This window comes from Lysobacter sp. Root604 (assembly GCF_001427505.1).
Lineage (GTDB): Bacteria > Pseudomonadota > Gammaproteobacteria > Xanthomonadales > Xanthomonadaceae > Lysobacter.
Genome location: NZ_LMGS01000001.1, coordinates 1,794,560 through 1,818,978, shown reverse-complemented (window position 1 = coordinate 1,818,978; position 24,419 = coordinate 1,794,560). Strand labels below are relative to the sequence as shown.

Here is a 24,419-nt window from a genome sequence, read left to right as displayed (position 1 = left end):
GCTCAGGCCTTGGACTCGGCGCAGACGATCTCGGCGCAGGCCACCTGCTCGCCGTCGACGCGGGCGATGCCGGTGTAGATGGCGACGTTGCGGATCATGCGCTTGACGGTCACGTCCAGCTCCAGGCGGTCGCCGGGGACGACCATCTTGACGAACTTGGCGCCGTCGATCTTGACCAGGTAGAACAGGCGTCCATCGGCGCTGGATTGGGTCGACAGCTGGGTCAGGATGCCGCCGGCCTGGGCCAGGGCCTCGACCACCAGCACGCCCGGCATCACCGGGTGGCCGGGGAAGTGGCCGTTGAAGAAGGGCTCGTTCGCGGTCACGTTCTTGTAGGCGAGCACGCGCTTGTGCGGCTCGAACTCGACCACGCGGTCGACCAGCAGGAAGGGATAGCGGTGCGGCAGCAAATGCTGGATCGCGGGCACGTCGATCGGGAGTTGCACGGGTTGGCTCATTTCGGTTCCTTGTCGGCAGCCGCCACCCGCCGTGCGAGCGCGTCGAGCTGCTTGAAGCGGGCGGCGTTCTTACGCCAGCTGCGATTGTCCATCAACGGGGTGCCCGAGGAATACTCGCCGGGCTCGCGAATCGAACTGGTCACCAGGCTCATGGCGGTGACCGTGACCCGGTCGCAGATCTCCAGGTGGCCGAGCACGCCGGCGGCGCCGCCGATCATGCAGTAGCGGCCGATGCGGGCGCTGCCGGCCACGGCCGAACAGCCGGCCATGGCGCTGTGGGCGCCGATATGGACGTTGTGGCCGATCTGGATCTGGTTGTCGAGGCGGACGTCGTCCTCGAGCACGGTGTCCTCGATCGCGCCGCGGTCGATGGTGGTGTTGGCGCCGATCTCGCAGTCGTCGCCGATCGACACGCCGCCCAGCTGCGGCACCTTGATCCAGTGCGGCTCGCTGTCGGGCAGGCGCTCGAAGGCCAGGCCGAAGCCGTCGGCGCCGAGCACCGCGCCGGGGTGTATCAGCACGCGTCGGCCCAGGCGCACGCGGGTGACCAGGGTGACGCGCGCGACCAGTTCGCTGCCGGCGCCGACCACGCAGTCGTCGCCGATCACGCAGCCGGGACCGACGCTGGCGCCGGATTCGACCCGGCTGCGCGCGCCGATGCTGACGAAGGCGCCGATGTGGGCGTCGTCGGCGATCTGGGCGCTGGGGTCGATCGCGGCGGAAGGGTGGATGCCGGCCTCGCGTAGCGGACGCGGTTCGAACAGCGCGGCTAGATGGGCGAAGGCGACGTAGGGATCGCGCGCGATCAGGGCGGTGCCGGCATAGCCGTCGGCGTCGTCCTCGCGCATCACCACCACGCCGGCGCCGCTGTCGGCCAGTTGGCCGCGGTACTTGGGATTGGCCAGGAACGCGAGCTGATCGGCATGCGCGCGCGCCAGCGTGCCGACGCCGCGCACGCGCGCCTCGCCGTCGCCGCGCAGGCCGAGCGCGAAACGCTCGGCCAATTCGCGGGCGGTGTAATCAGGCGTCAACACGGGGCGCCCGGCGCGACCGCCGCCGTCAGAACGTGCCGCCGAAGGTGAACTGCAGGCGCTCGAGCTCGTCGCCTTCCTTGATCTTCTGTCCGGAGGCGTTGAACACGGCGTCCTCCTTGCGCAGCGGGAAGGCGTAGCTGATCGAGATCGGGCCCATCGGCGAACGCCACATCAGCGAGATGCCGGTGGACGCGCGCAGGTCGCCGGCGTCGAATTCGTCGTAATTCTTGTAGACGTTGCCGACGTCGATGAAGGCCGACACGCGCGCCTGCGGGGTGTCCAGCAGGGTCGGGAAGTACATTTCCAGCGAGCCGACGGTCTTGAACGAACCGCCGATCGGCTGGGTGAAGGTGCTGCCCGGCGACGGGCCTTCGCGCGGACCCAGGGTGTTGTCGGTGAAGCCGCGCACCGAGCGCACGCCGCCGGCGTAGAAGTTCTCGAAGAACGGCAGGCCGTCGGCGGTGACCGTGCGACCGGTCAGCGGACCGGCGCCGTCCGGGTCCGGAATCACGCGCGTGACCGCGTCGCCGTAGCTGTCGCCGTAGCCGAGTTCGGCGCGGGTGTTGAGCACGAAGTGGCGCGAGATCGGCCAGAACTTGGAGATGTTGTAGTTGAGCTTGTAGTACTCGACGGTCGAGCCGGGCAGGGTCATTTCCAGCCAGACGCGCTGCTGCAGGCCGCGGGTCGGGGTCAGCAGGTTGTCCAGCGAGTTGCGCGACCAGCCGAACTCCGCGCGCCAGGCGTGGAAGGTGCGCGTGCCGAGGGCGTCGATGTAGTCGACCAGACTGAAGGCGGTGCCGCCGCGGCTGGTCAGGATCTCGTTGCTGTCGATGCCGAACATCGCCGAGACGGTGTCGGTCTCGGTGATCGGCAGCCCCAGCACGACCTGCGCCGCGCCGCTGGTGGTGGAGTACTGGGCGGTGTTGTAGTCGGAGTTGTCGAACTCGCGCCACCACAGGTTGTAGCCCAGCGACATGCCGTCGTCGGTGAAGTACGGGTTGGTGTACGAGAAGTCGTAACGCTGCAGGTAGTCGTTGCGGCTGGCCTGCACGGACACGCGGTTGCCGCTGCCCAGGAAGTTGGCCTGCGACAGCTGGATCTGCGTGGTCAGGCCGGTCAGCTGGGAGAAGCCCAGGCCGAACACGAAGCTGCCCGAGGTGGTTTCCTTGACGTTGTAGACCACGTCGACCTGATCGTTGCTGCCTTGCACCGGCTGGGTTTCGACGTCGACGGTCTCGAAGTAGCCCAGGCCCTGCAGACGGATCTTGGAGCGGTCGATCGCGGCCTGCGAGTACCAGCTGCCTTCGAACTGGCGCATTTCGCGGCGCATCACTTCGTCGGCGGTGCGGGTGTTGCCCTTGAACACGACCCGGCGCACGTTGACGCGCGGGCCCGGCACGACCTGCATGTTGATGGCGACGGTCTTGCCTTCGCGGTCCACGTCCGGAATCGGGTTGACCTGCGCGAACGCGTAGCCGACGTTGCCCAGGGTGGCGACGATCGCGTCGGAGCTGATCTCGAGTAGGCGGCGCGAGAAGATCTGATCGGGCTTGACGATCACCAGGCGCTCGATCTGGTCCTTCGGCAGCACGGTGTCGCCGGTGACCTCGACCTTGGTGACCTTGTACTGCTCGCCCTCGTTGACGCCGGCGGTGATGAACATGTCCTGGCGGTCGGGGCTGATCGCGACCTGGGTCGACTCGATGTTGAAGTCGACGTAGCCGCGATCGAGGTAGTAGTTGTTGAGCTTCTCGAGGTCGCCCGAGAGCTTCTCGCGCGAGTACTGGTCGTCGCGGCGGTACCAGCTGAGCCAGTTGTGCTCGCGCGATTCCCAGCCGCCGACGATGTCTTCCTGGGCGAACTTCTCGTTGCCGACCAGGTTGATGTGGCGGATCTTGGCGGCCTTGCCTTCCTTGACCGTGATGGTCAGGTCGACGCGGTTGCGGTCCAGGCGCGCCACCGTCGGGGTGATCTCGACGTTGTACTTGCCGCGGTTGTTGTACTGCTTGGTGAGCTCCTGGGTGACCTTGTCCAGGGCCAGGCGGTCGAAGGTGTCGCCTTCGGCCAGGCCGGCTTCCTTCAGGCCGCGCAGCAGGTCTTCGCTCTTGATGTCCTTGTTGCCGGTCAGGGTCAGCTTGTTGATCGCCGGACGCTCGGTCACGGTGACCACGACGATGGTGCCCTGGCGGCCGACCTGCACGTCCTCGAAGAAGCCGGTCTTGTACAGCGCGCGGATCGCGTCGCCGGCCTTGGCGCCGTCCATGGTGTCGCCGCGCTCGATCGGCAGGTAGGTGAACACCGTACCGGCGGAGATGCGTTGCAGGCCGTCGACGCGGATGTCGCTGACGGTGAACGAACCCGCTGCCGGTGCCGGGGCCGGGGCCGGCGCGCCGGGTAGCGCGAACGGGTCGGCCGACTGCGCCAACGCTGGAGCTGCCGCGGCCGAGGTCAGCGCCGAGGCGAGGGCGAGGGCGAGCATGCGGCGAGGAGGGGTTCGCGTCATCATTACGTCCGGTTGGGGTTCGTTGACGCCCGTAACGGGGCGCCGGTTCGAGGCTTCGAGCGATCGAGGCATCGGGTCGATAGGCAGGGCCGGCATCAGCGCACCAGGTTGTTCACGATGTCGTTGTAGAACGCCAAACCCATCAGGCTGACGATCAGCGCCAGGCCGACATACTGGCCGGCGGCCATAACGCGCTCGCTGACCGGGCTGCCCTTGACCAGCTCGATAAGGTAATACAGCAGGTGACCGCCGTCCAAGATCGGGATCGGCAGCAGGTTCAGGATTCCCAGGCTCAGCGACAGCAGGGCCAGCATCTGCAGGTACCACGCCGGACCGTGCTGGGCATGGCCGTTGGCGGCTCGGGCGATGGTGATCGGGCCGGCGACGGTGTTCTGCACCGATAGACGGCCGCTGAACGCACGTCCGATCATCGCCACCATGTCCTGGGTCTGACGGCCCATTTCGCGGAACGCGGCGGGGATCGCGTCGATCGGGCCGTAGCGCAGCACCGCATCGGGCTGGGGCTCGCCCTTGGCCACTTCCAGGCCCAGCAGCCATTGCTGCTTGCCGGTTTCGGGATTCTTGGCCTTCAACGGGGTCAGCGGGAACGCCAGGCGGTCGCCGCCGCGCTGCACTTCGACCATGGCCTCGCCGCCGCGCTTGCCCAGCGCATCGACCAGGCCGCCGATGTCGCCCCAGGACGCGACCGGCTCGCCGTCGATCGCGGTCACGCGGTCGCCTTCGGCGAGCACGCCCCAGGCCGGGCGGTCGGGCAGCACGCGGCCGATCACCGCCGGCGTCAGCTGATGGCGCCAGATCAGGCCGGTGTGGTTGAGCAACTGGCGTTCGTCGATATCGGCCGGCAGCTTCGACAGGCGCAGGGTGCGGGTGGCCTCGCGGCCGTCCTCGCCGCGCACCTGCACTGGCACGTCGCTGCGGTCCAGCGCCGCCGACAGCAGGGCCAGCGCGGCTTCGCTGGTGGTGGGGGTGGCGCGGTCGCCGACCGCGACGATGATGTCGCCGCGGCTCAGGCCCGACTGCGCGGCCAGGCCCTCGACCTTGCCGACCGCGGGCGCGAAGTCCGGGCGGCCGATCACGAACATCAGCCAGAACAGCGCCACGCACAGGATCAGGTTGGCGATCGGGCCGGCGGCCACGATCGCGATGCGCTTGAACACGCTCTGCCGATTGAAGGCCTGCGCGACCTCGGCCGGATCGACGTCGCCCTCGCGCTCGTCGAGCATCTTGACGTAGCCGCCCAGCGGAATCGCGGCGATCGCGAACTCGGTGCCGTGGCGGTTGCGGCGCATCCACAGCGGCTTGCCGAAGCCGACCGAGAAGCGCAGCACTTTGACCCCGCTGCGGCGCGCGACCCAGTAATGGCCGAACTCGTGGAAGGTCACGAGCACGCCCAGGCTGACCAGCAGCCACCAGACCGAGCCGATGAATTCGCTCATGGGAGTTCCACTCTTGGGGTCAGGCCCATGCGCTACGCCTTGTCATCGATGGCTTGCGCGGCGTACCGGCGCGCCTGCGCATCGGCATCGCGCAGGGCCGCCAGCGAGGTCGCCGGGGTGGAGGGGAGCGCGGCGAGGGTGTCCTCGACCAGCGCCGGTATCGCTAGGAAACCGATACGCCGCTGAAGAAACGCTGAAACCGCCACTTCGTTGGCGGCGTTCAACACCGCCGGGGCGGTGCCGCCCGCGCTCAGGGCCGCGAAAGCCAGGCCCAGGCAGGGAAAGGCGTCCAGGTCCGGCGGTTCGAAGTCCAGCCGCCCGTGTGCCAGCAGGTCCAGTCCGGACACGCCCGAGGCGATCCGCTCCGGCCAGCCGAAGCCCACCGCCAGCGCGGTGCGCATGTCGGGCAGGCCGAGCTGGGCCAGGGTCGAGCCGTCGACGAATTCGACCAGCGAATGGACCAGGCTTTGCGGATGCACCAGCACCTGGATGCGCTCGCCGGACACGCCGAACAGGTGGTGGGCCTCGATCACTTCCAGGCCCTTGTTCATCAGCGTGGCCGAGTCGACCGAGATCTTCGGGCCCATCGACCACTTCGGATGCGCGACCGCCTGTTCCGGGGTGACCTGGGCCAGGGATGCGCGGTCGCGGCCGCGGAACGGCCCGCCCGAGGCGGTGAGCAGGATCCGCGCCAACCCGGCATGCGCGTGCGCATCGGGCAGGCATTGGAAGATCGCGTTGTGCTCGCTGTCGATCGGCACGATGGTGGCGCCGGCTTCGTGCGCGGCGCGCATCAGCAGCTCGCCGGCCAGCACCAGCGATTCCTTGTTGGCCAGCAGCAGGCGCTTGCCGGCGCGCGCCGCGGCCAGGGTGGAATCCAGGCCGGCCGCGCCGACGATGGCCGCGACCACGGTGTCGCAGGCGTCGCCGGAGACCAGCGCGACCAGGGCCTCGTCGCCGCAGTGCGCCTGGGTGTCCAGGCCGCGCGCGCGCAGGCCGTCGCGCAGCGCGGCGTAGCACGCGGCGTCGGCGATCACCGCATGCGCGGGTCGGTGGCGCTCGCACAGCGTCAGCAAGTCGTCGACGCGCGCGCCGGCGGCGAGCACACTGGTGCGCAGGCGCTCGGGATGGCGCGCGATCACGTCCAGGGCCGAAGTGCCGATGGAGCCGGTCGCGCCGAGTACGGCGATGTGCTGCATGTTCAGAAGTCCAGCACGGCCTTGCCGAGCGCGAAGACCGGCAGCGCCGCGAGCACGCCATCGACGCGATCGAGGATGCCGCCGTGGCCGGGAATGAGATGACCGGAATCCTTGACCCCGGCATGGCGCTTGAGCAGGCTCTCGAACAGGTCGCCGACCACCGAGAACAGCACCGCCACGAACGCGACCAGCGCCACCGCCGGCAGCTGATAGGGCTGGGCGCCGGCGAAGCTGGCGAAGGCGATACCGACCGCGACGCCGGCGAGCACGCCGCCGACCACGCCTTCGATGGTCTTGTTGGGGCTGACCCGCGGCGCCAGTTTGAGGCGACCGAACTTGCGCCCGGCGAAATAGGCGCCGCTGTCGGCGGCCCACACGATCGCCAGCGCGGTCAGCAGCCAGCGGTGGCCGTTGGGCTGGCCGGCATGGATCCAGGCCAGCGCGCACCAGGCCGGAATCACGCTGAGGGTGCCGGCGGCGAGCTTGAACGCGCGCGCGTAGGACTCGTGATTGCTCGCGAATTGATAACGCTGCAGCCAAAGCAGGGCCAGCAGCCACCAGATCACGCCGACCAGCGAGGCGATCTTGAACAGCACCATCGAGGGCACGCCGGCGATTTCGGGCGCGCCCGAGCGCGAGGCCCAGACGATCGCCACCATCAGCGCCAGGTTGGCCGCCAGCAGCACGGTGCGCGACAGGGTGTCCTCGATTTCGGCCAGGTCGAACCATTCCCACAACCCGATCAGGAACAGCACCGCGGCCAGCGCCATCACCCAGGGGGTGTGCAGCAGCAGGATCGCCGCGATCGCGATCGGGGCCATCACCAACGCGGCGAGCAGGCGGGTTCGGGTCATTCAGCGGTCTCGTCGGTGTCGTGGGTGCGCGCGGCGATCTGCGCGCCGGTCAGGCCGTAACGGCGTTCCCGGCCGGCGAAGTCGTCCAGGGCGCGCTGGAGTGTGGCCGCATCCAGTTCCGGCCACAACGCATCGGTGAACCACAACTCGGTGTAAGCCAGCTGCCAGAGCAGGAAATTGCTGATCCGGGTGTCGCCGCCAGTGCGGATGAACAGGTCCGGCGCCGGCAGGTCGGCCAGGGCCATGCGCGCGCCCAGGGCGGCCTCGTCGATGGCCTCCGGCGCCAGCCGGCCGGCGGCCACGTCCTGGGCCAGCGAACGCGCGGCCTGGGCGATGTCCCAGCGCCCGCCGTAGCTGGCGGCCACGGTCAGGTGCAGGACGTCGTTGTTCAGCGTCTGGCGCTCGGCCGCGGCCATGCGCTCGCGGATCGGCGCGGCGAAGCGCTCGCGTTCGCCGATGAAGCGCACTCGCACGCCGCGCCGGTCGAGCTCGTCGACCTCGCGTTCCAGGGCGTTGAGGAACAGCTTCATCAGCGCCCCGACCTCGTCCTCGGGCCGGCCCCAGTTCTCGCTGGAGAAGGCGAACAGGGTCAGGGCGTGGATCCCGCGCGCGATGCAGAAATCGATGCAGACGTCGACCGCGCGCGCGCCGGCGCGGTGGCCGATGATGCGCGGACGACGGCGGCGCTCGGCCCAACGGCCGTTGCCGTCCATGATGACGGCGAGGTGGCGCGGGACGCGCGGCGCGGCGTGGGCGGGATCGGAAGGCATGGAGCCGGCGGCGGGACCTGGAAGCGGGTTCAAGTAAGCGGGTTCGGGGCGGTGGCGCGGTGCGCCGTCGCGGGCCCGGCGTGCCGGGCCTGCCCGAGCAGGTCAGTAGCGGACCGGCGGCGCCGGCGAAAGTTCGATGCCGGCCGGGGCGCGGCCGCGCGCAGGCGGGCTTGCGCGGCCGGCACGGGCTCAGACCGCCATCAGTTCCTGTTCCTTGGCCTTGATCACCTCGTCGACGTCCTTGATCGCGCTGTCGGTGATCTTCTGGATATCGGTTTCGCTGCGGCCGGCCTCGTCCTCGGTGATCTGCTTGTCCTTCAGCAGCTCCTTGACCTGGTGGTTGGCGTCGCGGCGGATGTTGCGGATCGCGACCTTGGCGGTCTCGCCTTCGCTGTGCACGTGCTTGCTCAGTTCCTTGCGGCGCTCCTCGGTGAGGGCGGGCAGGTTGATCCGGATCACGGTGCCGGCGGTGTTCGGGGTCAGGCCCAGGTCCGAGGCCAGGATCGCTTTCTCGACCGGGCCGACCATCTGCTTTTCCCAGGGCGTGATCATCAGCGTGCGCGCATCCGAGATGGCGACGCTGGCGACCTGCGACAGCGGCATGTCGGAGCCGTAGTAATTGACCTTCAGATGGTCCACCAGCGCGGTCGAGGCGCGGCCGGTGCGGACCCGGGTCAGGTCGTGGCGAAACGCTTCGACGCTTTTGGCCATGCGGGTCTGGGCGTCTTTCTTGATGTCGTTGAGCATCGCCGGCTCCGGTCCTTATGAACGGTAATCGCGGGATTATATAGGCCCGGGCCGCTTTTGCGGCCCGCAGCGGTCCAGGGGCCCCGGCGCGGGCCCGGCCTCAATGCTCGTGCGAGTGTTCGCCGTGCGGCGCGCGGTCGTGGCGATCGTGCTCGCAGGCGCGCCCGTGTTCGACCTGCAGGGTCGGGTGGTTGATGCCGTAGCGCCGGTCGAGTTCGTGGTTGAGGCGGTCGATGAAGGCGTCGTGGTCGGCGTCGTCGGGGCGCACCAGGTGCGCGGTCATCGCGATCTCGCCCGCGCCCAGCGACCAGATATGCAGATGGTGCACCGCGGTCACCCCCGGCTGCTGCGCCAGGAAGGCCGCGACCTGGGCCTGGTCGATGCCGCGCGGCACCGCGTCCATGGCCGCGTTGAAGCTTTCGCGTAGCAGCCCGAACGCGCCCACCGCGACCACCACGCCGATCAGCAGTGCGATCACCGGATCCAGCCAGGCCCAGCCCAGCCACCACATGCCGGCGCCGGCCAGCACCGCGGCCAGCGACACCGCGGCGTCGGCGACCAGATGCAGGAAGGCGCCGCGGCGGTTGAGGTCCTGGGCGTGGCCGTCGCGCACGAACCAGGCCGCGCCGAGGTTGACCGCGATGCCCAGCGCGGCCACCACCATCACCGGCAGGGCCGGAATCTCGGGCGGCGCGCTGAAGCGGCGGATCGCTTCCCAGGCCAGGGCGCCGGAGAACGCGACCAGCAGCAGCGCGTTGGCCAGCGGCGAGAGCAGGGTGGCGCGGCGCCAGCCGTAGGTGTGACGGTCGGTGGGCGCGCGCTTGGCCAGCACCGCCGCGCCCCAGGCCAGGCCCAGGCCGAGCACGTCGCCGAGGTTGTGCAGGGCGTCGGACAGCAGCGCCAGCGAATTGGTGGCGAAGCCGTAGCCGGCCTCGATCGCCGTGTAGGCGAGGTTGATCAGGGTGATGAAGGCGAACGCGCGGGTGCCGTTCGCGGCGTGATCGTGGCTGTGCGAGTGCATGCCGCGATCGTGTCACGCGGCGCGCGGGGACACTATTACAGCAGCGCCGACGGCGCCATGTGAGCCCGCTTCCTCATCCGATGAGGGGAGCTTCATATCCCCCTTCGTCGCAGGTTCCCCCCCTTTGCAAAAGGGGGGTTAGGGGGATTTGCTTTTACCCGCGCCCCTGCACCAACGTACCGATATTCTCGCCGCGCAAAATCCGCAGCAGCACGCCCGGCTGGCTCATGTCGAAGATGCGCAGCGGCAGGTCGCTGTCGCGGCACAGGGCGAACGCGGCGGTGTCCATCACCTGCAGATCGCGCGCGATCACCTGGTCGTAGCTGAGCTTGTCGTAGCGAACCGCGTCGCTGTGCTTCTTGGGGTCCTTGTCGTACACGCCGTCGACCTTGGTCGCCTTCAGCAACAGGTCGGCGCCGATCTCGATCGCGCGCAGCGCGGCGCCCGAGTCGGTGGTGAAGAAGGGGTTGCCGGTGCCGGCGGCGAAGATCACCAGACGGCCCTTTTCCAGGTGGCGGATCGCGCGCCGGCGGATGTAGTCCTCGCAGACGTCGTTGATCTTGATCGCGCTCATCACCCGCGCCTTGGCGCCCAACTTCTCCAGCGCGTCCTGCATGGCCAGGGCGTTGATGACGGTGGCCAGCATGCCCATCTGGTCGCCGGTGACCCGGTCCATGCCGCCGGCGGCCAGGCCGGCGCCGCGGAAGATGTTGCCGCCGCCGATCACCAGGGCGACCTCGGCACCGGCGTGCTGGGCCTCGACCACCTCGCGCGCGAGCCGGCCGATCACCTTGGGGTCGATGCCGTAGTCCTCGTCCCCCATCAGCGCCTCGCCGGACAACTTGAGCAGGACACGGCGACAGGCGAGCTGGGACATAGGGACCTCCGGGTGAGCAAACCCAGCGATTCTAGCCGAGTGGGGCGGGTTCCACGAGCCGGGCCAGCTTGCCGGATTGCGATCGGCGTCGCGCTACGCCGGCTTGCGCATAGCCTGGCGCCAGCCTTTGACATAGCGGATTCCATGTTACAAAGCTAGCGCATGCCGGTTCGCCGCCCCGCGCGGCCGCTCCGGCGCTACCAAGCAACCCGCAACAGGGGCCAGGTGCAGATGAACGATCAGGTTTCCAGCACAGCGACCGGCGCCACAGGCCGCGGTCGGCCGCGCCCCCGGCGCGCCACGGCGGTGGTTTAGGCCTTGGCCCGCCCCGTGCACCAGGCCCAGATGGACGTCTTCCCGGATCCGCCCGCGCCGGACCGCCCCGCGCCCGGCCGTCCGGAGACCTACCCGCGCGCCGACGACGGCTTCGAGCGTTTCGTGCTCGAGCACCGCGATGCGCTGATCCGTTTCCTGTGCAAGCGCACCGGCGAGGAAGACGCCAAGGACATCGCCCAGGAAAGCCTGGTCCGGCTGATGCGCTACCGCGGCCAGCCGGCCGAGCAGCTCAAGCTGCTGATGTACCGGATCGCGATGAACGAGCTCAACGACCGCGGCCGCCGCCAGCAGAGCCAGCACGCGTCCGCGCACGTGAGCTTCGACCAGCATTTCCACGGCCTGCCGTCGGCGGATCTCGCCCACGACCAGCGCGTGGCCAACCAACAGGAGCTGGCGCGCGTGCGTGAGGCGATCCTGCGGCTGCCGACCAAGTGCCGGCAGGTCTACCTGCTCAACCGCATCGAAGGCATGAGCTATACCGAGATCGCGCGCCATTGTGGGATCTCCGTCAAGGCTGTGGAGAAACATATCGGCCGTGCGCTGGTGCTGTTGCGCTTGCGTCTGCGGGAAAATCTGTCAGACACGACAGGTGGCGCATGAATACGGCTAGCGCGAATTCCAACCGATACGACGATCAGGACCAGGCCGAGGCCTGGGTGGCGCGCCTGAACGCGCCCGACAGCGACACCCACGACCGCGAGGCGTTCGAGCGCTGGCTGGCGCAGTCGCCGGCCAACGCCCGCGACTACCGCGAGGTCGAGCAGATCCATCTGCTGTCGGCCCAGTTGGGCGACGACGACCTGTTGCGCGCGGCCGCCCGCGCGGCGCGGCGCGACAGCGCGGCGACCCGCAGCCGCTTCCATCCCTGGCTGGCCCCGGGCGCGGCGATCGCCGCGACCCTGGCGGTGGCGATCGGCGTGGCGGCGTGGATCCAGCGCGCGCCGCCGGTGCAGACCGACCGCTACGTCACCGCGATCGGCGAGCAGCGCACCATCGCCCTCAGCGACGGCACCACCCTGCTGCTGGACACCCACAGCGCGGTAACCACGCGTTTCGACCGCGACAGCCGCACCGTCGAGGTCGCCCAGGGCCGGGTCCAGTTCGCGGTCGGCCGCGACAGCGACAACCGGCGCGGCCCGCGTCCGTTCCTGGTCAAGGCCGGCGGCGGCACCATCCGCGACATCGGCACCACCTTCCAGGTCAGTCGCGACGGCGGCGCGGTCGACGTCGGCCTGATCGAGGGCGAGGTCGAAGTGGCGGTCGGCGGCGCCGGCGCCACCCGCGTCACCAGTACCCTGGCCCCGGGCGAGCAGGTCCGCATCGAGAGCGGCGGCACGCTGGCGCCCAAGCGGCCGCTGGACCTGGCCGTGGCCCAGGCCTGGCCGCGCGGCGACCTGGTGTTCAAGAACCGCCGTCTCGACCAGCTGCTGGACGAGATGAACCGCTACTCCAAGACCCAACTGCGGCTGGAGCAGCCGGCGCTGGGCGCGCTCAAGGTCAGCGGCGTGTTCCACATCGACGATCAGGAGGCGCTGCTGGCGGCCCTGGAACGCGGCTGGGCGCTGCAGGCGCGGCGCGTGGGCGAGCACGAGATCGTGCTCCAGACCGCGCGCCAGTGACGCCCGGATCGGATCGGCCCCGAGCTTTCGCAACCAATAGTGGCGTCGCGTTGCAGGCCTACGCAGGCTTCCGTATGGTGGCCGGTTAGGGGGATAGACGCACCGGATGAATGGCCAAAGTTAGGCACACGTTAGCCATCTCGAGTGCGTTCTTGTTGTGCCTCGCTGCGCAGGGCACGCAGACCGCTGCGGCCGCGCCTTCGGCGCCGACTCGTTTCGCGATCCAGCCCGGCGCGCTGGACGACGCCCTGCAGTCCCTGGCCACTCAGAGCCGGGTCCAGATTCTGTACGCCCCGGCCCTGGTCGCGCGCAAGCGCAGCGCCGGCCTGCGCGGCGAACTGCCGCCGGCGCAGGCGCTGGAGCGCCTGCTGCAGGGCAGCGGCCTGCGCGCGGTCCGGGTCAATGACGACACCTTCCTGCTGCAGTTGGCGCCGCCGCCGGCGGCCGTGGCCAAACCCAAGCCGCCGCGCCCGCTGCCGCCACCGCCGCCGCGGATCGAAGAGCCCACCAACCTGGGCCCGGTCCACGTCACCGGTAGTCACATCCCGCGCAGCGACCTGGAATCGGTGCCGGTCTCGCCGATGACCCTGATCGGCCGCGAGGAAATCGAGGCCAGCGGCCACCAGACCCTGTTCGAACTGCTGCGCTTCCAGCCCGGCATGGTCGGCCATCACCCGGTCGCGGTGGCGGCCGAGGGCGGGCAGCCCTATCAGCAGCCGTTCGCGGCCGCGGCCACCACCAGCCTCAACGCCCTGGGCCCGCGCGCCACCTTGTTCCTGGTCGACGGCCAGCGCATCGCCAACTACGGCCTGATCTCGGCCGATCTGGGCGGCCTGACCGATCTGGACGGGATCCCGCTGAGCATCGTCGAGCGCATCGAGATCATCCGCGGCGGCGCCTCGGCGATCTACGGCGCCGACGCCATGGCCGGCGTGGTCAACATCATCCTGAAGAAGGACCAGCAGGGCTCGGAGGTGATCGCGCGCCTGGGCGTGTCCGACCGCAACGACGCCAAGCAGCGGCGCATCTCGGTCAGCTCCGGCGTGGACCTCAAGCGCGGCGGCAACCTGTTCCTCAGCGCCGACTACTTCCAGCAGGACGGCCTGTCCGGCGCGCAGCGCTCGTGGCGGACCATGGATCGCAGCGCCGACGGCCTTGGCGATTGGCGAATACCGCTGGGCTATATCGGTTACGAAACCAATAATTTCTGGTGGGCCTGTCCGCGCCAGTACCGCGACCGCCAGGGCCGCTGCATTCTCGACACCGCCAAGCAGATCAGCCTGCAGCCGGAGTCCGAGCGCACTTCGTTCTACGCCCACTGGCGCCAGCCCTTCGGCGCCGACACCGAGGCCTACGCCGATCTGCGCGTGGGCGAGGTGTCGCAGCAACTGCTGGGTGCGCCGTTTTACGCCAACGTGAGCTTGCCGGAGGAGCATCCGGACGCGTTCTATCCGGGCGAGATGACCTCGCTGTACTACGCCTTCTACGACGCCGGACAGATCCGCACCCGCAGCGTGGCCCAAACCGTCGATCTGAGCGTGGGCATCAAGAGCTACCGCGGCGATTGGGAGTGGAGCGCGGCCTACGCCCACCACGAGAACTCGGTGGTCAACCGCATCGACGGCTTGGTCAGCTTGAGCGCGTTCTATGAGCTGGTCGGCAACCTCAGCTATCGCTTCAACACTCGTAACAGTCCCGAGACCATGGCCGCGTTCTCGCCCCGCTTGATCGCGCGCGGCAAGGCAGAGCTCGACCAGGTCACGGTGGGCGTCAACGGCCCCTGGTTCTCGCTGCCGGCCGGTCCCACGCGCGTGGCCGCCGGCCTGGAGCTGGGCCGCGATTCGCTGGACAACCGGCCCGACCCGCGCATGGTCGAACACGACGTCGCGCTCAGTCCGCCCAAAGTGCGCGTCGACGAGAACCAGGGCACCGCCTCGCTCTACGCCGAACTCAGCGCGCCTCTGGCCTCGCACCTGCAGGGCGAATTCGCACTGCGCGCCGATTACCGCGAGGGCTACCGCCACAAGCTTTCGCCCAAGCTGGGCCTGAAGTGGAACGCGCTGGATACTCTGACCTTCCGCGGCACCTGGGCGACCGGTTATCGCGCGCCCTCGTTGTACGAACTGCGGCGTCCGAACGTGGCGGATCAGTCCGCGGTGGTGCAGAACACGCAGGGATTCGGACCCTGCGACAACCCCATCGTCGGCCCGAACGGCGAAACCCAATGTGTGGTCTCGCGCAGCGCGTTCGAGAACACCGACCTCAAGCCGGAAACCTCGCGCAGCTACACCTTGGGCCTGGTGTGGGCGCCGAATTCCCGCTTCAGTCTGGCCCTGGATCATTTCGACATCCGCCGCCGCAACGAGATCACGGTGGTGAACGGCCTGGCCGGCGACCTCATGTCGACGCGCGCGGCCAAGCGCGACGACGAAGGCGATCTGATCGGCGTGCAGGACTATTACGACAACATCGGCGAAACCCACGTGCGCGGATGGGAGTTCGATGCCGAGTACCGCGTGCAAACCCAGCGCTGGGGACGCTTTACGCTGCGCTTGGCCGGCAACTATCTCGATCAGCTGTCGCGGCGCGTGGATACCGAGAATCCGGTGTTGGACTACGCCGGCTACGGCGCGCCCGATCGCACCGCCTTGGCCGGGCTGCAATGGGCCTACGGCAACTGGAGCACTACCGTGAACGCGCGCGCGCTGGGCTCGTCGCGGATCGGGCAGCCCGGCCAGGACTGCGACAAGCTCTACGTGCTGGCCGGCCGCTGCCGCAATCCTGGCTCGACCACGCTCGATCTCAACCTCGACTACAACGTCGAACGTTGGCGCTTCTCGCTCAACGTGCACGACCTCGGCGATCGCACGCCGGTCAACTACGACGTCAGCAAGGGCGGTTACGACATCGCCTACGACGATCCGCGCGGTCGCTACTTCCTGCTGAGCGCGGCTTACCGCTTCTGACGTACGGTAGGTGTTTCGTTTACGCGTGTTGGCATCTTTTTAGCGCATTTCGCGTTGAATACAGCGAAGACGGCACGGGGCCGGCGATGCGCCAGGGTAGGGGGACCCGGCGCGCTTGCGTTATTTCCTATCAGGGGTCGCGTTGGCGACGGTCCGCATCCACCGTCGATCAGGGGAGCGGCTCGCGTCGCAGCGCACCCCTCCCCATCCCCCACGCGATTCGATCGCGCCGCCACAGGAGCATCGGCAGCATGCAAAGCAGTGCAAGCGCAACAGGCACACCTCGTCGTCACCCTCGCAGCCACGCCCGTTCGGCGTTGTCGGCGGCGATCCTTTGCGGCTTGCTGCTGGGCGCGGCCGCGCCCGCGTTCGCGCAGGACGCGTATCAGGAAAGCGGCGTCATCGGCGACGCCGACAGCTGGCGCAGCGACGAGTTCAAGGCCGACTGGGGCCTGGGCGCGATCGGCGCCGAGTACGCGTACGCGCGCGGCCTCACCGGACGCGGCATCCGTCTGGGCGTGTTCGACAGCGGCGCCGCGCTTGCGCATTCCGAATTCGGCGGCCGCGACCACCGCGCCATCCGCATCAGCGATCCCGGCTGCGTCGCCAGCAGCGCCATCAACGGCCCCAACGCCTGCTTCCTGTCCGACGGCGAGATCGCGCAGATCGATGCCTACTACATCAACGACACGGTCCCGCCGGATCTTTCCTTCGACGGCGAAGGCTTGCGTATGTTCATGGAATACAACAGCCACGGCACCCACGTCGCCGGCACCATGGTCGCCAACCGCGACGGCAACGGCTCCCACGGCGTGGCCACCGGCGCCAGCCTGACCACCTCCAAGCTGTTCTTCAACCGCATCAACGAGTTCTATGCCGACGGCGACGGTTACCCGAGCCGGTTGCTGACCCAGGGCCCGGGCGAGGACGCGCTCAACAGCATTTTCGACCAGATGGCCGCGCAGGGCGTGCGCGCGATCAACCACAGCTGGGGCAACGGCATCGAGCCGACCACGCCCGAGGACATGGACCTCGAATACGACACCTACCACGACTACTACCGCCTGTTCGCCGACGCCGCGTTGCGCACCGGCATGATCAATGTCTGGGCCGCGGGCAACGACTACGGCAACATCGCCGGCGCCTACGCCACCCTGCCGCGCTTCGCGCCGGAGATCGAGCAGTACTGGCTCAGCGTGGTCAACCTCGGCGAGGACCTCAACCTCGACGGCAGCTCCAGCATCTGCGGCCTGAGCAAGGACTGGTGCGTGGCCGCGCCGGGTACCGACATTCTGTCGACGGTGATCGAGGGCCAGATCGACGGTCGCGTCGAGCAGAATCCCGACGGTTCCTATAATTTGGAAATCGACGCGGCCCATCCGGACTACGGGTACGGCTACAAGACCGGCACCTCGATGGCCTCGCCGCACGTCACCGGCGCGCTGGCGCTGCTGATGGAGCGCTATCCCTACCTCGACAATCCGCAGATCCGCGACGTGCTGCTGACCACCGCCACCGACCTGGGCGATGCCGGCGTGGACGAGTTCTACGGCTGGGGCCTGATCGATCTGAAGAAGGCGATCGACGGACCGGGCCAGCTGCGCGTGGACACCGACGTGGTCATGAACCAGCGCGCGGGCGGCACCAAGGTCTGGGAGGGCGATGCCTGGGACGACTGGAGCAACGACATCTCCGGCCCCGGCCGCCTCACCAAGTCCGGCGCCGGCTGGCTGCGCCTGAGCGGCGACAACAGCTTCGCTGGCGCCACCGTGGCGCAGGGCCGTCTGGAATTGGCCGGCGGCAACAAGCTGTCCGGCGCGGTCGACGTCGCCGGTGGCGATCTGCTGCTGACCGGCGATCTGCATAGCACCGACTTGAACGTCGCCTCCGGCGTGGCCCGCATCGAAGGCGGTCTCCACGATCTGGCCTTCAAGCTCGACGGCGGCTGGGGCCTGGTGGCCAGCAGCGGCGTGCTCGACAACGTCGACCTCACCGTTAACGGCGGCAAGGTCGCGTTCAACGGCACGCAGCAAGGCGGCAGCACCGTGATCGGCGCCGGCGGCATGCTCGCCGGCACCGGTCGCCTGGGCACGACCCGGGTCGAAGGCACGATCGCGCCAGGCAATTCGATCGGCACCCTGACCATCGACGGCGACTACACCCAGGCCGTGGGATCGACCTACCAGGTCGAACTGGCGGCGCCGTCGGCGTCGGACCTGCTGCTGGTCAACGGCCGCGCGACCCTGCTGGGCGGCACCGTGCGCGTGTTCCAGGGGCCGGGCACCTATCTGCTCGGCCAGCGCTACGACATTCTCTCGGCGAGCTTGGGCGTGGACGGCCGTTTCGCCGCCATCGACCACAGCGCGTTCTCGCCGTTCCTCAAGTTCGACCTCGCCTACGCCGCCAATAAGGTGACCGTGGACGTGGTGCGCGGCGCCAGCATGGCCAGCGCCGCCAACACCTACAACCAGCGTTCGGCCGCGGGCGCGGTCGATGCGCTGGCGATGGGCCAGGGCCTGCCGCAACCGCTGACCCAGTTGTTCCCGGCGCAGGCCTTGGATGCGCTCGACGATCTCAGCGGCGAACTGCACGCGAGCACGCGCTCGGTGCTGGTGGACGGCAGCCGGCATGTGCGCGAGGCCGCCTTGGCGCGTGCCCAGGCCGGCAACGGCGCGTTCGACGCGGCCGCCGAAGGCGAGTCCGAGTCGGCGGCCTGGATCCAGCTGCTCAAGAACGGCGGCACCCTGCACGCCGACGGCAACGCCGGCGAAGTCGGCTACAACGGCGACGCCAGTCTGCTCGGCTACGACTACCGCTTCGCCAACGGCTGGCGCCTGGGCGTGCTCGGTGGCGTCGGTCGCAGCGACGCCAAGCTCGACGCGCGCAGTTCGCGCGCCGAAGTCCGCTCCCGCCACCTGGGCCTGTACCTGGGCCAAAACTGGGGCGGTTTCGGCCTGCGCGCCGGCGCCAGCTACGCGCGCCACGACATCGAGATCGAGCGCAACGTGAGCTTCCCGGGCTTCGCCGACCGCACCCGCGCCGATTACGACGGCGATACCCGCCAGGTCTTCGTCGAGGGCGCGTACCGCATCGCCACCGGCGCCTGGGAATGGGAACCCTACGCGCAGTACGCGCACGTGCGCGTGGGCAGCGACGGCTTCCAGGAAAGCGGCGGCGTGGCCGCGCTCAGCGGTACCAGCGCCGACCAGCGTCTGGACCTGTCCACCCTGGGCCTGCGCTTCAACGTCGGCCTCAAGGGCGCGCAGCAGGACAGCAGTTGGCTGAACCTGCGCGGCGGCATCGGCCGGCGCCATGCCGGCGGCGCCGAAACCCCGTCGGCCACGGTGGCCTGGCGCAACGGCGCGGCCTTCGACGTGCACGGCGCGCCCTTGGCCGAGGACGCGACCGTGTTCGAAGCCGGGCTGGCCGCGCGCTTGGGCGCCAACGGCCTGCTCGAGTTCACCTACAGCGGCCAGTGGGCCGACGAAGCGCGCGATCACGCGGTGAACGCGCGCTATTCCCTGCAGTTCTGACCGTCGCACGACGGTGGCGAGCACGGCGGCCACGGCCGCCGTGCCGCGGCGACGGACCGCCGGGCGGCAAGGATGCCCGGCGCGTGGTCGCAAGATCGGGATCTCTCCCAACACCTCTGGCCGCCTCGCAGGCGGCCTTTTTTTGTCATGCCGACGCGCGCGCGGTCGCTTATGCTGCCGCTTCCATTGGCGCAGGACCGCATATGAGCATCAAGAACCTCAAGGATTTCGTCGAAACCAGCAGCCAGAAGGATCTCAGCCCGGAGACCTTCGAACTCGAGAGCTCGCATCTGCTCGAAGTCAAACTCAACGGCCGCATCTGGGCCAAGTCCGGCTCGATGGTGGCCTACCGCGGCGGCGTGAAGTTCATCCGCCAGGGCATGCTCGAACAGGGCCTGACCAACCTGCTGAAGAAAGCGATCAGCGGCGAAGGCACCCAGATGATGAAGATGGAAGGGCAGGGCCGGGTCTACATCGCCGACGCCGGCAAGAAGATCACCTTGCTGCGCCTGGCCGGCGAGTCGATCTTCGTCAACGGCAACGACATCCTCGCCTACGAGGATGGCATCGCCTCGGAGATCAAGATGATGCGCAAGGTCTCGGGCATGATGTCCGGCGGCCTGTTCAACATGAAGCTGTCCGGCAGCGGCGTGGTCGCGATCACCTCGCACTACGAGCCGCTGACCTTGGCGGTGACCCCGGACCAGCCGGTCTTCACCGACCCCAACGCGACCGTGGCCTGGTCCGGCAATCTCAGCCCCGATATCGTCACCGACATCTCGCTGGGCACGCTGCTCGGCCGCGGTTCGGGCGAGAGCATCCAGCTCAAGTTCTCCGGCAACGGCTGGGTGGTGGTGCAGCCTTACGAAGAGGTGTACTTCCAGCAGCAGGGCTGAGCACGGCGGCCCGGTCTCCCCGTTCGCGCTTGCGCGATCGGCAAGGGTGAGGGCGTCGCTGGCGCTGCGACAAAAAGGCCGCGGAATCCGCGGCCTTTTTTGGTTCGAACGAACGGCGGCGTTGCTCCGCGCGATTTACTTCCGCGAACGGAACTCGGGCGTCCACGGAATCTCGCGATCCTCGCGCGCGATCATCGCGACGTCCTGATTGTCGGCCCAGCCGCGCTCCATGTAGCCGGCCAGGCGCACGCCCGGAATATCGCGCACCGCGGCGATGATCGCCTCCGGACGCGACAGGGAAATGCCGTAATCGCCCATGTCCACGTCTCGATAAGGCGCATAGCCGTAACCGGTCGCCTGGTAGTCGGCGACGATGCGTTCCCAAGACGGCGGGTCGATCATCTGGTAGATCTCCTGCATGCGCAGGCTCCAATCGCCATGGAACGTCGCCACCAGCACGCCGTCGGGATTGAGGTGCTCGCTCAGGTAGCGCAGCCAGCGCCGCGTGCGGTCGAGGTCGACGTGCGTGAACAGCGAGCCGACCCAGATCAGGTCCACCTTGGGCAGGGCGACCTCGGTCAGCTCGGGCTTGGAGTGGATGGCGGTGCCGGCGAAGGTCTCGGCGCAGAAGTCGGCGCCGGAATGGTCGATATCGCAGAAGTACAGCTCGGCGTCGGGAAAACCCGCGCGCAGGTGGCGCGCGACCCGGCCGTGCCCGCAGGGCAGGTCGAGGATGCTGCCGATCTTGGGCAGCCACGAGGCCCGCGCGGCCAGATCGACCAGGCGCAGGGCGCTGCGCCCGACCGCGAAGTACCAGCTTTCCGCCGGTTGCCACATGCCGTCGTCGGGATGGATTTTCCGCTCGATGTCCGCTTGCATCTTCACTCCGCGCTGATTGCTCGCACCACGCCCAAAAGAAAGCCGCGGAGGTCCGCGGCCTTCTTCGACTCGAAACAGCGGCGGCTTACGCCAGACCGGCCTGCTTCATCACTTCGGCGGCGAAGTCGTCGGTCTGCTTCTCGATGCCTTCGCCCACGGCCAGACGCTGCGAGGTCACGACCTCGGCGCCGGCGGCCTTCAGGACCTGCTCGACGGTCTGGTTGGTGTCCAGCACGTAGGGCTGACCGTACAGGGTGACTTCGTTGACGATCTTGGCGATCTTGCCGCCGATGATCTTCTCCAGGATGTCGGCCGGCTTGGCCTTGTCCTTGTCGGTCATCTTGGCCAGTTCGATTTCCTTTTCCTTCGCCACGAACTCGGCCGGGACGTCGCTGGCCTTGATGTGCGGCGGGTTCATCGCCGCGACATGCATCGCCAGGCCGCGGGCCAGGTCCATGTCGCCGCCCTTGACCTCGATCAGCACGCCGATACGGCCGCCGTGCACATAGGCGGCGACGTTGTTCGGGCTGTCGATGCGGACCAGGCGACGCACCTGCACGTTCTCGCCGACCTTGGCGATGACGGCGGCGCGGGTTTCCTCGATGGTCTCGCCCGAGGCGACCTTGGCGGCCTTCAGCGCTTCCGCGTCGGCGGCGCCCGAGCTCAGCGCGACCTGGGCCACGGTCTCGGTGAAGCCGAGGAAGTTGGCGTCCTTGGCGACGAAGTCGGTCTCGGAATTGATCTCGACCAGCACGGCCTTGCCGCCGTCCTGGGCGACCGCGATGCGGCCTTCGGCGGCGATGCGGCCGGCCTTCTTGTCGGCCTTGGCCAGACCGGACTTGCGCAGCCACTCGGCGGCGGCGTCGATGTCGCCGTTGTTTTCGGTCAGGGCCTTCTTGCACTCCATCATGCCGGCGCCGGTGCGCTCGCGGAGTTCCTTGACCAGGGAAGCGGTGATTTCTGCCATGGGGTTACCTCAGGTGATTCGTGTAGCCGAATAGGAACGCGCGGCGGCGATCGCCGCGTACGCCGCTCCTACTGGGTCGGATGCGTGAGAGACGCAGCCGCGCAGTCTCGCGCGGCTGCGTGACAAAGCGCTTACTCGGCCGCCGGAGCGTCCTTCTTGGCGCCGGCCGGGGCCGGGCCCTTCTTGGCCGGGGCGCGACCGCGCGGAGCGGCCTTGCGGTCTTCCTTCGCGATCGGGTTGCCTTCGGCGTCGAGCTCGACGAACTCTTCCTCGCGCACGCCGACGGCCGGCGCGGCGGCCTTGCCTTCGAGCACGGAGTCGGCGGCGGCGCGGGCGTACAGCTGCACGGCGCGGATCGCGTCGTCGTTGCCCGGGATGGCGTAGTCGACCAGGGCCGGATCGTAGTTGGTGTCGACGACCGCGACGACCGGGATGCCGAGCTTCTTGGCTTCCTTGATCGCGATGTCTTCATGACCGATGTCGATCACGAACAGCGCGTCGGGCAGGCGGTTCATTTCCTTGATGCCGCCGAGCGAGGCGAACAGCTTCTCGCGCTCGCGGCGCAGGCCCAGCACTTCGTGCTTGACCAGCTTCTGGAAGGTGCCGTCGGTTTCGCCGGCTTCCAGTTCCTTCAGGCGCGACACCGACTGCTTGACGGTGCGGAAGTTGGTCAGGGTGCCGCCCAGCCAGCGCTGGGTCATGTACGGCATGCCGCAACGCTCGGCCTCTTCCTTGATCGACTCGCGCGCCGAGCGCTTGGTGCCGATGAACAGGATGGTGCCGCGCTTCTGGGCGATGCCCGAGATGAAGTTCATCGCGTCGTTGAACAGCGGAACGGTCTTCTCGAGGTTGATGATGTGGATCTTGCCGCGGGCGCCGAAGATGTACGGGCCCATCTTGGGGTTCCAGTAGCGCGTCTGGTGGCCGAAATGGACGCCGGCTTCCAGCATCTGGCGCATGGTGATCTGGGGCATTGCATGACTCCGATAGGCAGTGGAACCGACCGCCACGAGGAATGAGGGCGGTGCGCCGCAGGCGGGGCCGGCGGTGCGTGGTTCCGGGGTTGGGCCTCCCCGCTGCTTCCGTGTCCGAACCGCGTACGAATCAGCTGTACGAGGCACCCCGGCACGGGCTGTGGCAGCGGGTGTGTATTCGCCGGTGACGCCCGGCGTGGGCGGCGCGAAAGCCCTGGGGCCTCCGCATAGCCGCGGAAGTGTAGCCGGATCAGGGCTTTGCGGCAACCGGAGGTGCCCAACCCCTTCGCAGCGGCTGGTCTTCCCCATTGAAAAGGGGGTGAGGAGGATTCGCTCCGCTCCTAGATGGGGCCGCTCAGGGCAGGCTGTCGTAGACCGAGCCGACGATCTGGGCCGGCTTGACCCAGTTCTGGCCCCAGACCGGGTCCAGATCGGCGGTGGGCGCGGCCGCCAGCACCTGTTCGCGGGTCCGGCCGGCGCGCTTGAGCTTGGCGACGCGCTCGCGCACCTCCGCGAGCATGTCTCGCGCGGCCTTGAGATCGGCGCGGGTACCGATCGGGCCATGCCCGGCGACGATCCGGGTGCGCGGGTCGGACAGCGCCAGGCCGCGGTCCAGGGCCGCGATCAGGCCGTCGACGGTGCCGCCGACCCCGGTGTCGATGATCGGATAGAAGCCGTTGAAGTAGCAGTCGCCCATGTGCAGCACGTTGGCGGCCGGGAAATGCACCAGCAGATCGCCGTCGGTGTGCGCGGCGGGGACTTGGATCAGCCGCGCCTCCAGCCCGTCCAGGCGAATGCGGCCGTCGCCGGCCAGGGTCACGCCGGGCAGGGCGGCGGCGGGCAGGGGCGGGATGACCCGGTTGTGGTGCTTGAGGAAGGTCGCTTCGGCCATGCGCCGGCGCGCGTTCTCGTGCGCGATCAGGGTCGCGCCGGTCGCGGCCAGGGCCTCGTTGCCGCCGGCGTGGTCGCCGTGCCAATGGGTGTTGACCACATAGCGCAGCGGCTTGCGGCCGGCCAGGGCCTGGCCCAGCGCCGGCGCGGCCTTGGCGGTTTCGCTGTCGACCAGCAGCGCGCCGTGCTCGGTTTCGGCCAGCAGCACGGTGGTGGCCGGGCCGCTCCAGGCCGACAGGCCGGGGGCGAGTTCGACCCAGGCCGCTGCGGGCTCGGCGGCCGGGGCCGGCCCGTTCAGCACCAGGGCCAGGACGAGAGAGACGACGGAAACGCGGCGCAGCGGCATGCGGATGGCTCCGATGGGGACGGGCGAGGACGACGGCGGCACGCTGTGGACCGCGCGCCGCCATGATCGCGGGGCGTGAATAGGCGATAATG

Annotated in this window: 19 protein-coding genes; 5 read left to right on the top strand and 14 right to left on the bottom strand. The window is 68.9% G+C overall.

What is annotated here, in order from left to right; all coding sequences use genetic code 11:
* Positions 1-2: 2 nt before the first annotated feature.
* The 10 genes from fabZ to pyrH all read right to left on the bottom strand — a co-directional run bounded on the left by fabZ (position 3) and on the right by pyrH (position 10,920).
* Positions 3-458, bottom strand: a complete 456-nt coding sequence (gene fabZ / locus ASD69_RS08095; protein ID WP_056176128.1) for a 3-hydroxyacyl-ACP dehydratase FabZ — start codon at positions 456-458, stop codon at positions 3-5.
* A complete protein-coding gene (lpxD, locus tag ASD69_RS08090) occupies positions 455-1,492 on the bottom strand; it encodes a UDP-3-O-(3-hydroxymyristoyl)glucosamine N-acyltransferase (protein WP_056176125.1) in 1,038 nt (345 codons plus the stop codon). Before lpxD ends, fabZ begins: the two co-directional genes overlap by 4 nt.
* 25 nt (positions 1,493-1,517) lie before the next feature.
* Positions 1,518-3,995: an outer membrane protein assembly factor BamA gene (gene bamA / locus ASD69_RS08085; protein WP_056176744.1), complete on the bottom strand. Its 2,478-nt coding sequence runs from the start codon at positions 3,993-3,995 to the stop codon at positions 1,518-1,520.
* A gap of 95 nt (positions 3,996-4,090) precedes the next feature.
* Positions 4,091-5,452 carry an RIP metalloprotease RseP gene (rseP, locus tag ASD69_RS08080; RefSeq protein WP_056176122.1) on the bottom strand — a complete coding sequence of 454 codons (1,362 nt, stop codon included), beginning with the start codon at positions 5,450-5,452 and terminating at the stop codon, positions 4,091-4,093.
* A 32-nt stretch (positions 5,453-5,484) separates the two neighbouring features.
* Entirely contained in the window at positions 5,485-6,651 is a 1,167-nt protein-coding gene (locus ASD69_RS08075) for a 1-deoxy-D-xylulose-5-phosphate reductoisomerase (protein WP_056176118.1), read from the bottom strand.
* A gap of 2 nt (positions 6,652-6,653) precedes the next feature.
* Positions 6,654-7,505 (bottom strand): phosphatidate cytidylyltransferase, encoded by an 852-nt coding sequence (locus ASD69_RS08070; RefSeq protein ID WP_056176114.1) that lies wholly within the window; start codon positions 7,503-7,505, stop codon positions 6,654-6,656.
* Entirely contained in the window at positions 7,502-8,275 is a 774-nt protein-coding gene (gene uppS, locus ASD69_RS08065; RefSeq protein WP_056176111.1) for a polyprenyl diphosphate synthase, read from the bottom strand. The genes ASD69_RS08070 and uppS overlap by 4 nt, the downstream gene beginning before the upstream one ends.
* A gap of 189 nt (positions 8,276-8,464) precedes the next feature.
* Positions 8,465-9,022, bottom strand: a complete 558-nt coding sequence (gene frr, locus ASD69_RS08060) for a ribosome recycling factor (protein WP_056176110.1) — start codon at positions 9,020-9,022, stop codon at positions 8,465-8,467.
* Positions 9,023-9,122: 100 nt separating this feature from the next.
* The gene (locus ASD69_RS08055) at positions 9,123-10,043 is read right to left on the bottom strand and encodes a cation diffusion facilitator family transporter (RefSeq protein WP_056176107.1); all 921 of its coding nucleotides are present in this window, start codon (positions 10,041-10,043) and stop codon (positions 9,123-9,125) included.
* A 154-nt stretch (positions 10,044-10,197) separates the two neighbouring features.
* Entirely contained in the window at positions 10,198-10,920 is a 723-nt protein-coding gene (gene pyrH / locus ASD69_RS08050; RefSeq protein WP_056176104.1) for a UMP kinase, read from the bottom strand.
* 318 nt (positions 10,921-11,238) lie between these two features.
* Between pyrH and ASD69_RS08045 the strand changes: the two genes are divergently transcribed.
* From ASD69_RS08045 to ASD69_RS08025, 5 genes are all read left to right on the top strand, one after another.
* A complete protein-coding gene (locus ASD69_RS08045; protein ID WP_235567162.1) occupies positions 11,239-11,856 on the top strand; it encodes an RNA polymerase sigma factor in 618 nt (205 codons plus the stop codon).
* Positions 11,853-12,875 (top strand): FecR domain-containing protein, encoded by a 1,023-nt coding sequence (locus tag ASD69_RS08040; RefSeq protein WP_056176101.1) that lies wholly within the window; start codon positions 11,853-11,855, stop codon positions 12,873-12,875. Before ASD69_RS08045 ends, ASD69_RS08040 begins: the two co-directional genes overlap by 4 nt.
* Before the next feature lie 152 nt (positions 12,876-13,027).
* Entirely contained in the window at positions 13,028-15,841 is a 2,814-nt protein-coding gene (locus tag ASD69_RS08035; RefSeq protein ID WP_056176098.1) for a TonB-dependent receptor, read from the top strand.
* Between the two features lie 317 nt (positions 15,842-16,158).
* Positions 16,159-19,374: an autotransporter domain-containing protein gene (locus ASD69_RS08030; protein ID WP_056176095.1), complete on the top strand. Its 3,216-nt coding sequence runs from the start codon at positions 16,159-16,161 to the stop codon at positions 19,372-19,374.
* A gap of 203 nt (positions 19,375-19,577) precedes the next feature.
* The gene (locus tag ASD69_RS08025) at positions 19,578-20,270 is read left to right on the top strand and encodes an AIM24 family protein (protein ID WP_056176092.1); all 693 of its coding nucleotides are present in this window, start codon (positions 19,578-19,580) and stop codon (positions 20,268-20,270) included.
* A 135-nt stretch (positions 20,271-20,405) separates the two neighbouring features.
* Here the strand turns inward: ASD69_RS08025 and ASD69_RS08020 are convergent, their stop codons facing one another.
* The 4 genes from ASD69_RS08020 to ASD69_RS08005 all read right to left on the bottom strand — a co-directional run bounded on the left by ASD69_RS08020 (position 20,406) and on the right by ASD69_RS08005 (position 24,327).
* Positions 20,406-21,149: a class I SAM-dependent methyltransferase gene (locus ASD69_RS08020; protein ID WP_157499082.1), complete on the bottom strand. Its 744-nt coding sequence runs from the start codon at positions 21,147-21,149 to the stop codon at positions 20,406-20,408.
* An 85-nt stretch (positions 21,150-21,234) separates the two neighbouring features.
* A complete protein-coding gene (tsf, locus tag ASD69_RS08015; protein WP_056176086.1) occupies positions 21,235-22,116 on the bottom strand; it encodes a translation elongation factor Ts in 882 nt (293 codons plus the stop codon).
* 131 nt (positions 22,117-22,247) lie between these two features.
* On the bottom strand, positions 22,248-23,090 hold the full coding sequence (rpsB, locus tag ASD69_RS08010) for a 30S ribosomal protein S2 (RefSeq protein ID WP_056176081.1): 843 nt from the start codon (positions 23,088-23,090) through the stop codon (positions 22,248-22,250).
* 355 nt (positions 23,091-23,445) lie between these two features.
* Positions 23,446-24,327, bottom strand: a complete 882-nt coding sequence (locus ASD69_RS08005; protein WP_162250627.1) for an MBL fold metallo-hydrolase — start codon at positions 24,325-24,327, stop codon at positions 23,446-23,448.
* Positions 24,328-24,419 lie beyond the last annotated feature (92 nt).

What these genes read in the sequence shown, in the direction of transcription:
- fabZ (WP_056176128.1), bottom strand. Translation starts at nt 458, where the DNA reads ATGAGCCAACCCGTGCAACTCCCGATCGACGTGCCCGCGATCCAGCAT.
- bamA (WP_056176744.1), bottom strand. Translation starts at nt 3,995, where the DNA reads ATGACGCGAACCCCTCCTCGCCGCATGCTCGCCCTCGCCCTCGCCTCG.
- rseP (WP_056176122.1), bottom strand. Translation starts at nt 5,452, where the DNA reads ATGAGCGAATTCATCGGCTCGGTCTGGTGGCTGCTGGTCAGCCTGGGC.
- ASD69_RS08075 (WP_056176118.1), bottom strand. Translation starts at nt 6,651, where the DNA reads ATGCAGCACATCGCCGTACTCGGCGCGACCGGCTCCATCGGCACTTCG.
- ASD69_RS08070 (WP_056176114.1), bottom strand. Translation starts at nt 7,505, where the DNA reads ATGACCCGAACCCGCCTGCTCGCCGCGTTGGTGATGGCCCCGATCGCG.
- uppS (WP_056176111.1), bottom strand. Translation starts at nt 8,275, where the DNA reads ATGCCTTCCGATCCCGCCCACGCCGCGCCGCGCGTCCCGCGCCACCTC.
- frr (WP_056176110.1), bottom strand. Translation starts at nt 9,022, where the DNA reads ATGCTCAACGACATCAAGAAAGACGCCCAGACCCGCATGGCCAAAAGC.
- ASD69_RS08055 (WP_056176107.1), bottom strand. Translation starts at nt 10,043, where the DNA reads ATGCACTCGCACAGCCACGATCACGCCGCGAACGGCACCCGCGCGTTC.
- pyrH (WP_056176104.1), bottom strand. Translation starts at nt 10,920, where the DNA reads ATGTCCCAGCTCGCCTGTCGCCGTGTCCTGCTCAAGTTGTCCGGCGAG.
- ASD69_RS08040 (WP_056176101.1), top strand. Translation starts at nt 11,853, where the DNA reads ATGAATACGGCTAGCGCGAATTCCAACCGATACGACGATCAGGACCAG.
- ASD69_RS08025 (WP_056176092.1), top strand. Translation starts at nt 19,578, where the DNA reads ATGAGCATCAAGAACCTCAAGGATTTCGTCGAAACCAGCAGCCAGAAG.
- ASD69_RS08020 (WP_157499082.1), bottom strand. Translation starts at nt 21,149, where the DNA reads ATGCAAGCGGACATCGAGCGGAAAATCCATCCCGACGACGGCATGTGG.
- tsf (WP_056176086.1), bottom strand. Translation starts at nt 22,116, where the DNA reads ATGGCAGAAATCACCGCTTCCCTGGTCAAGGAACTCCGCGAGCGCACC.
- rpsB (WP_056176081.1), bottom strand. Translation starts at nt 23,090, where the DNA reads ATGCCCCAGATCACCATGCGCCAGATGCTGGAAGCCGGCGTCCATTTC.
- ASD69_RS08005 (WP_162250627.1), bottom strand. Translation starts at nt 24,327, where the DNA reads ATGCCGCTGCGCCGCGTTTCCGTCGTCTCTCTCGTCCTGGCCCTGGTG.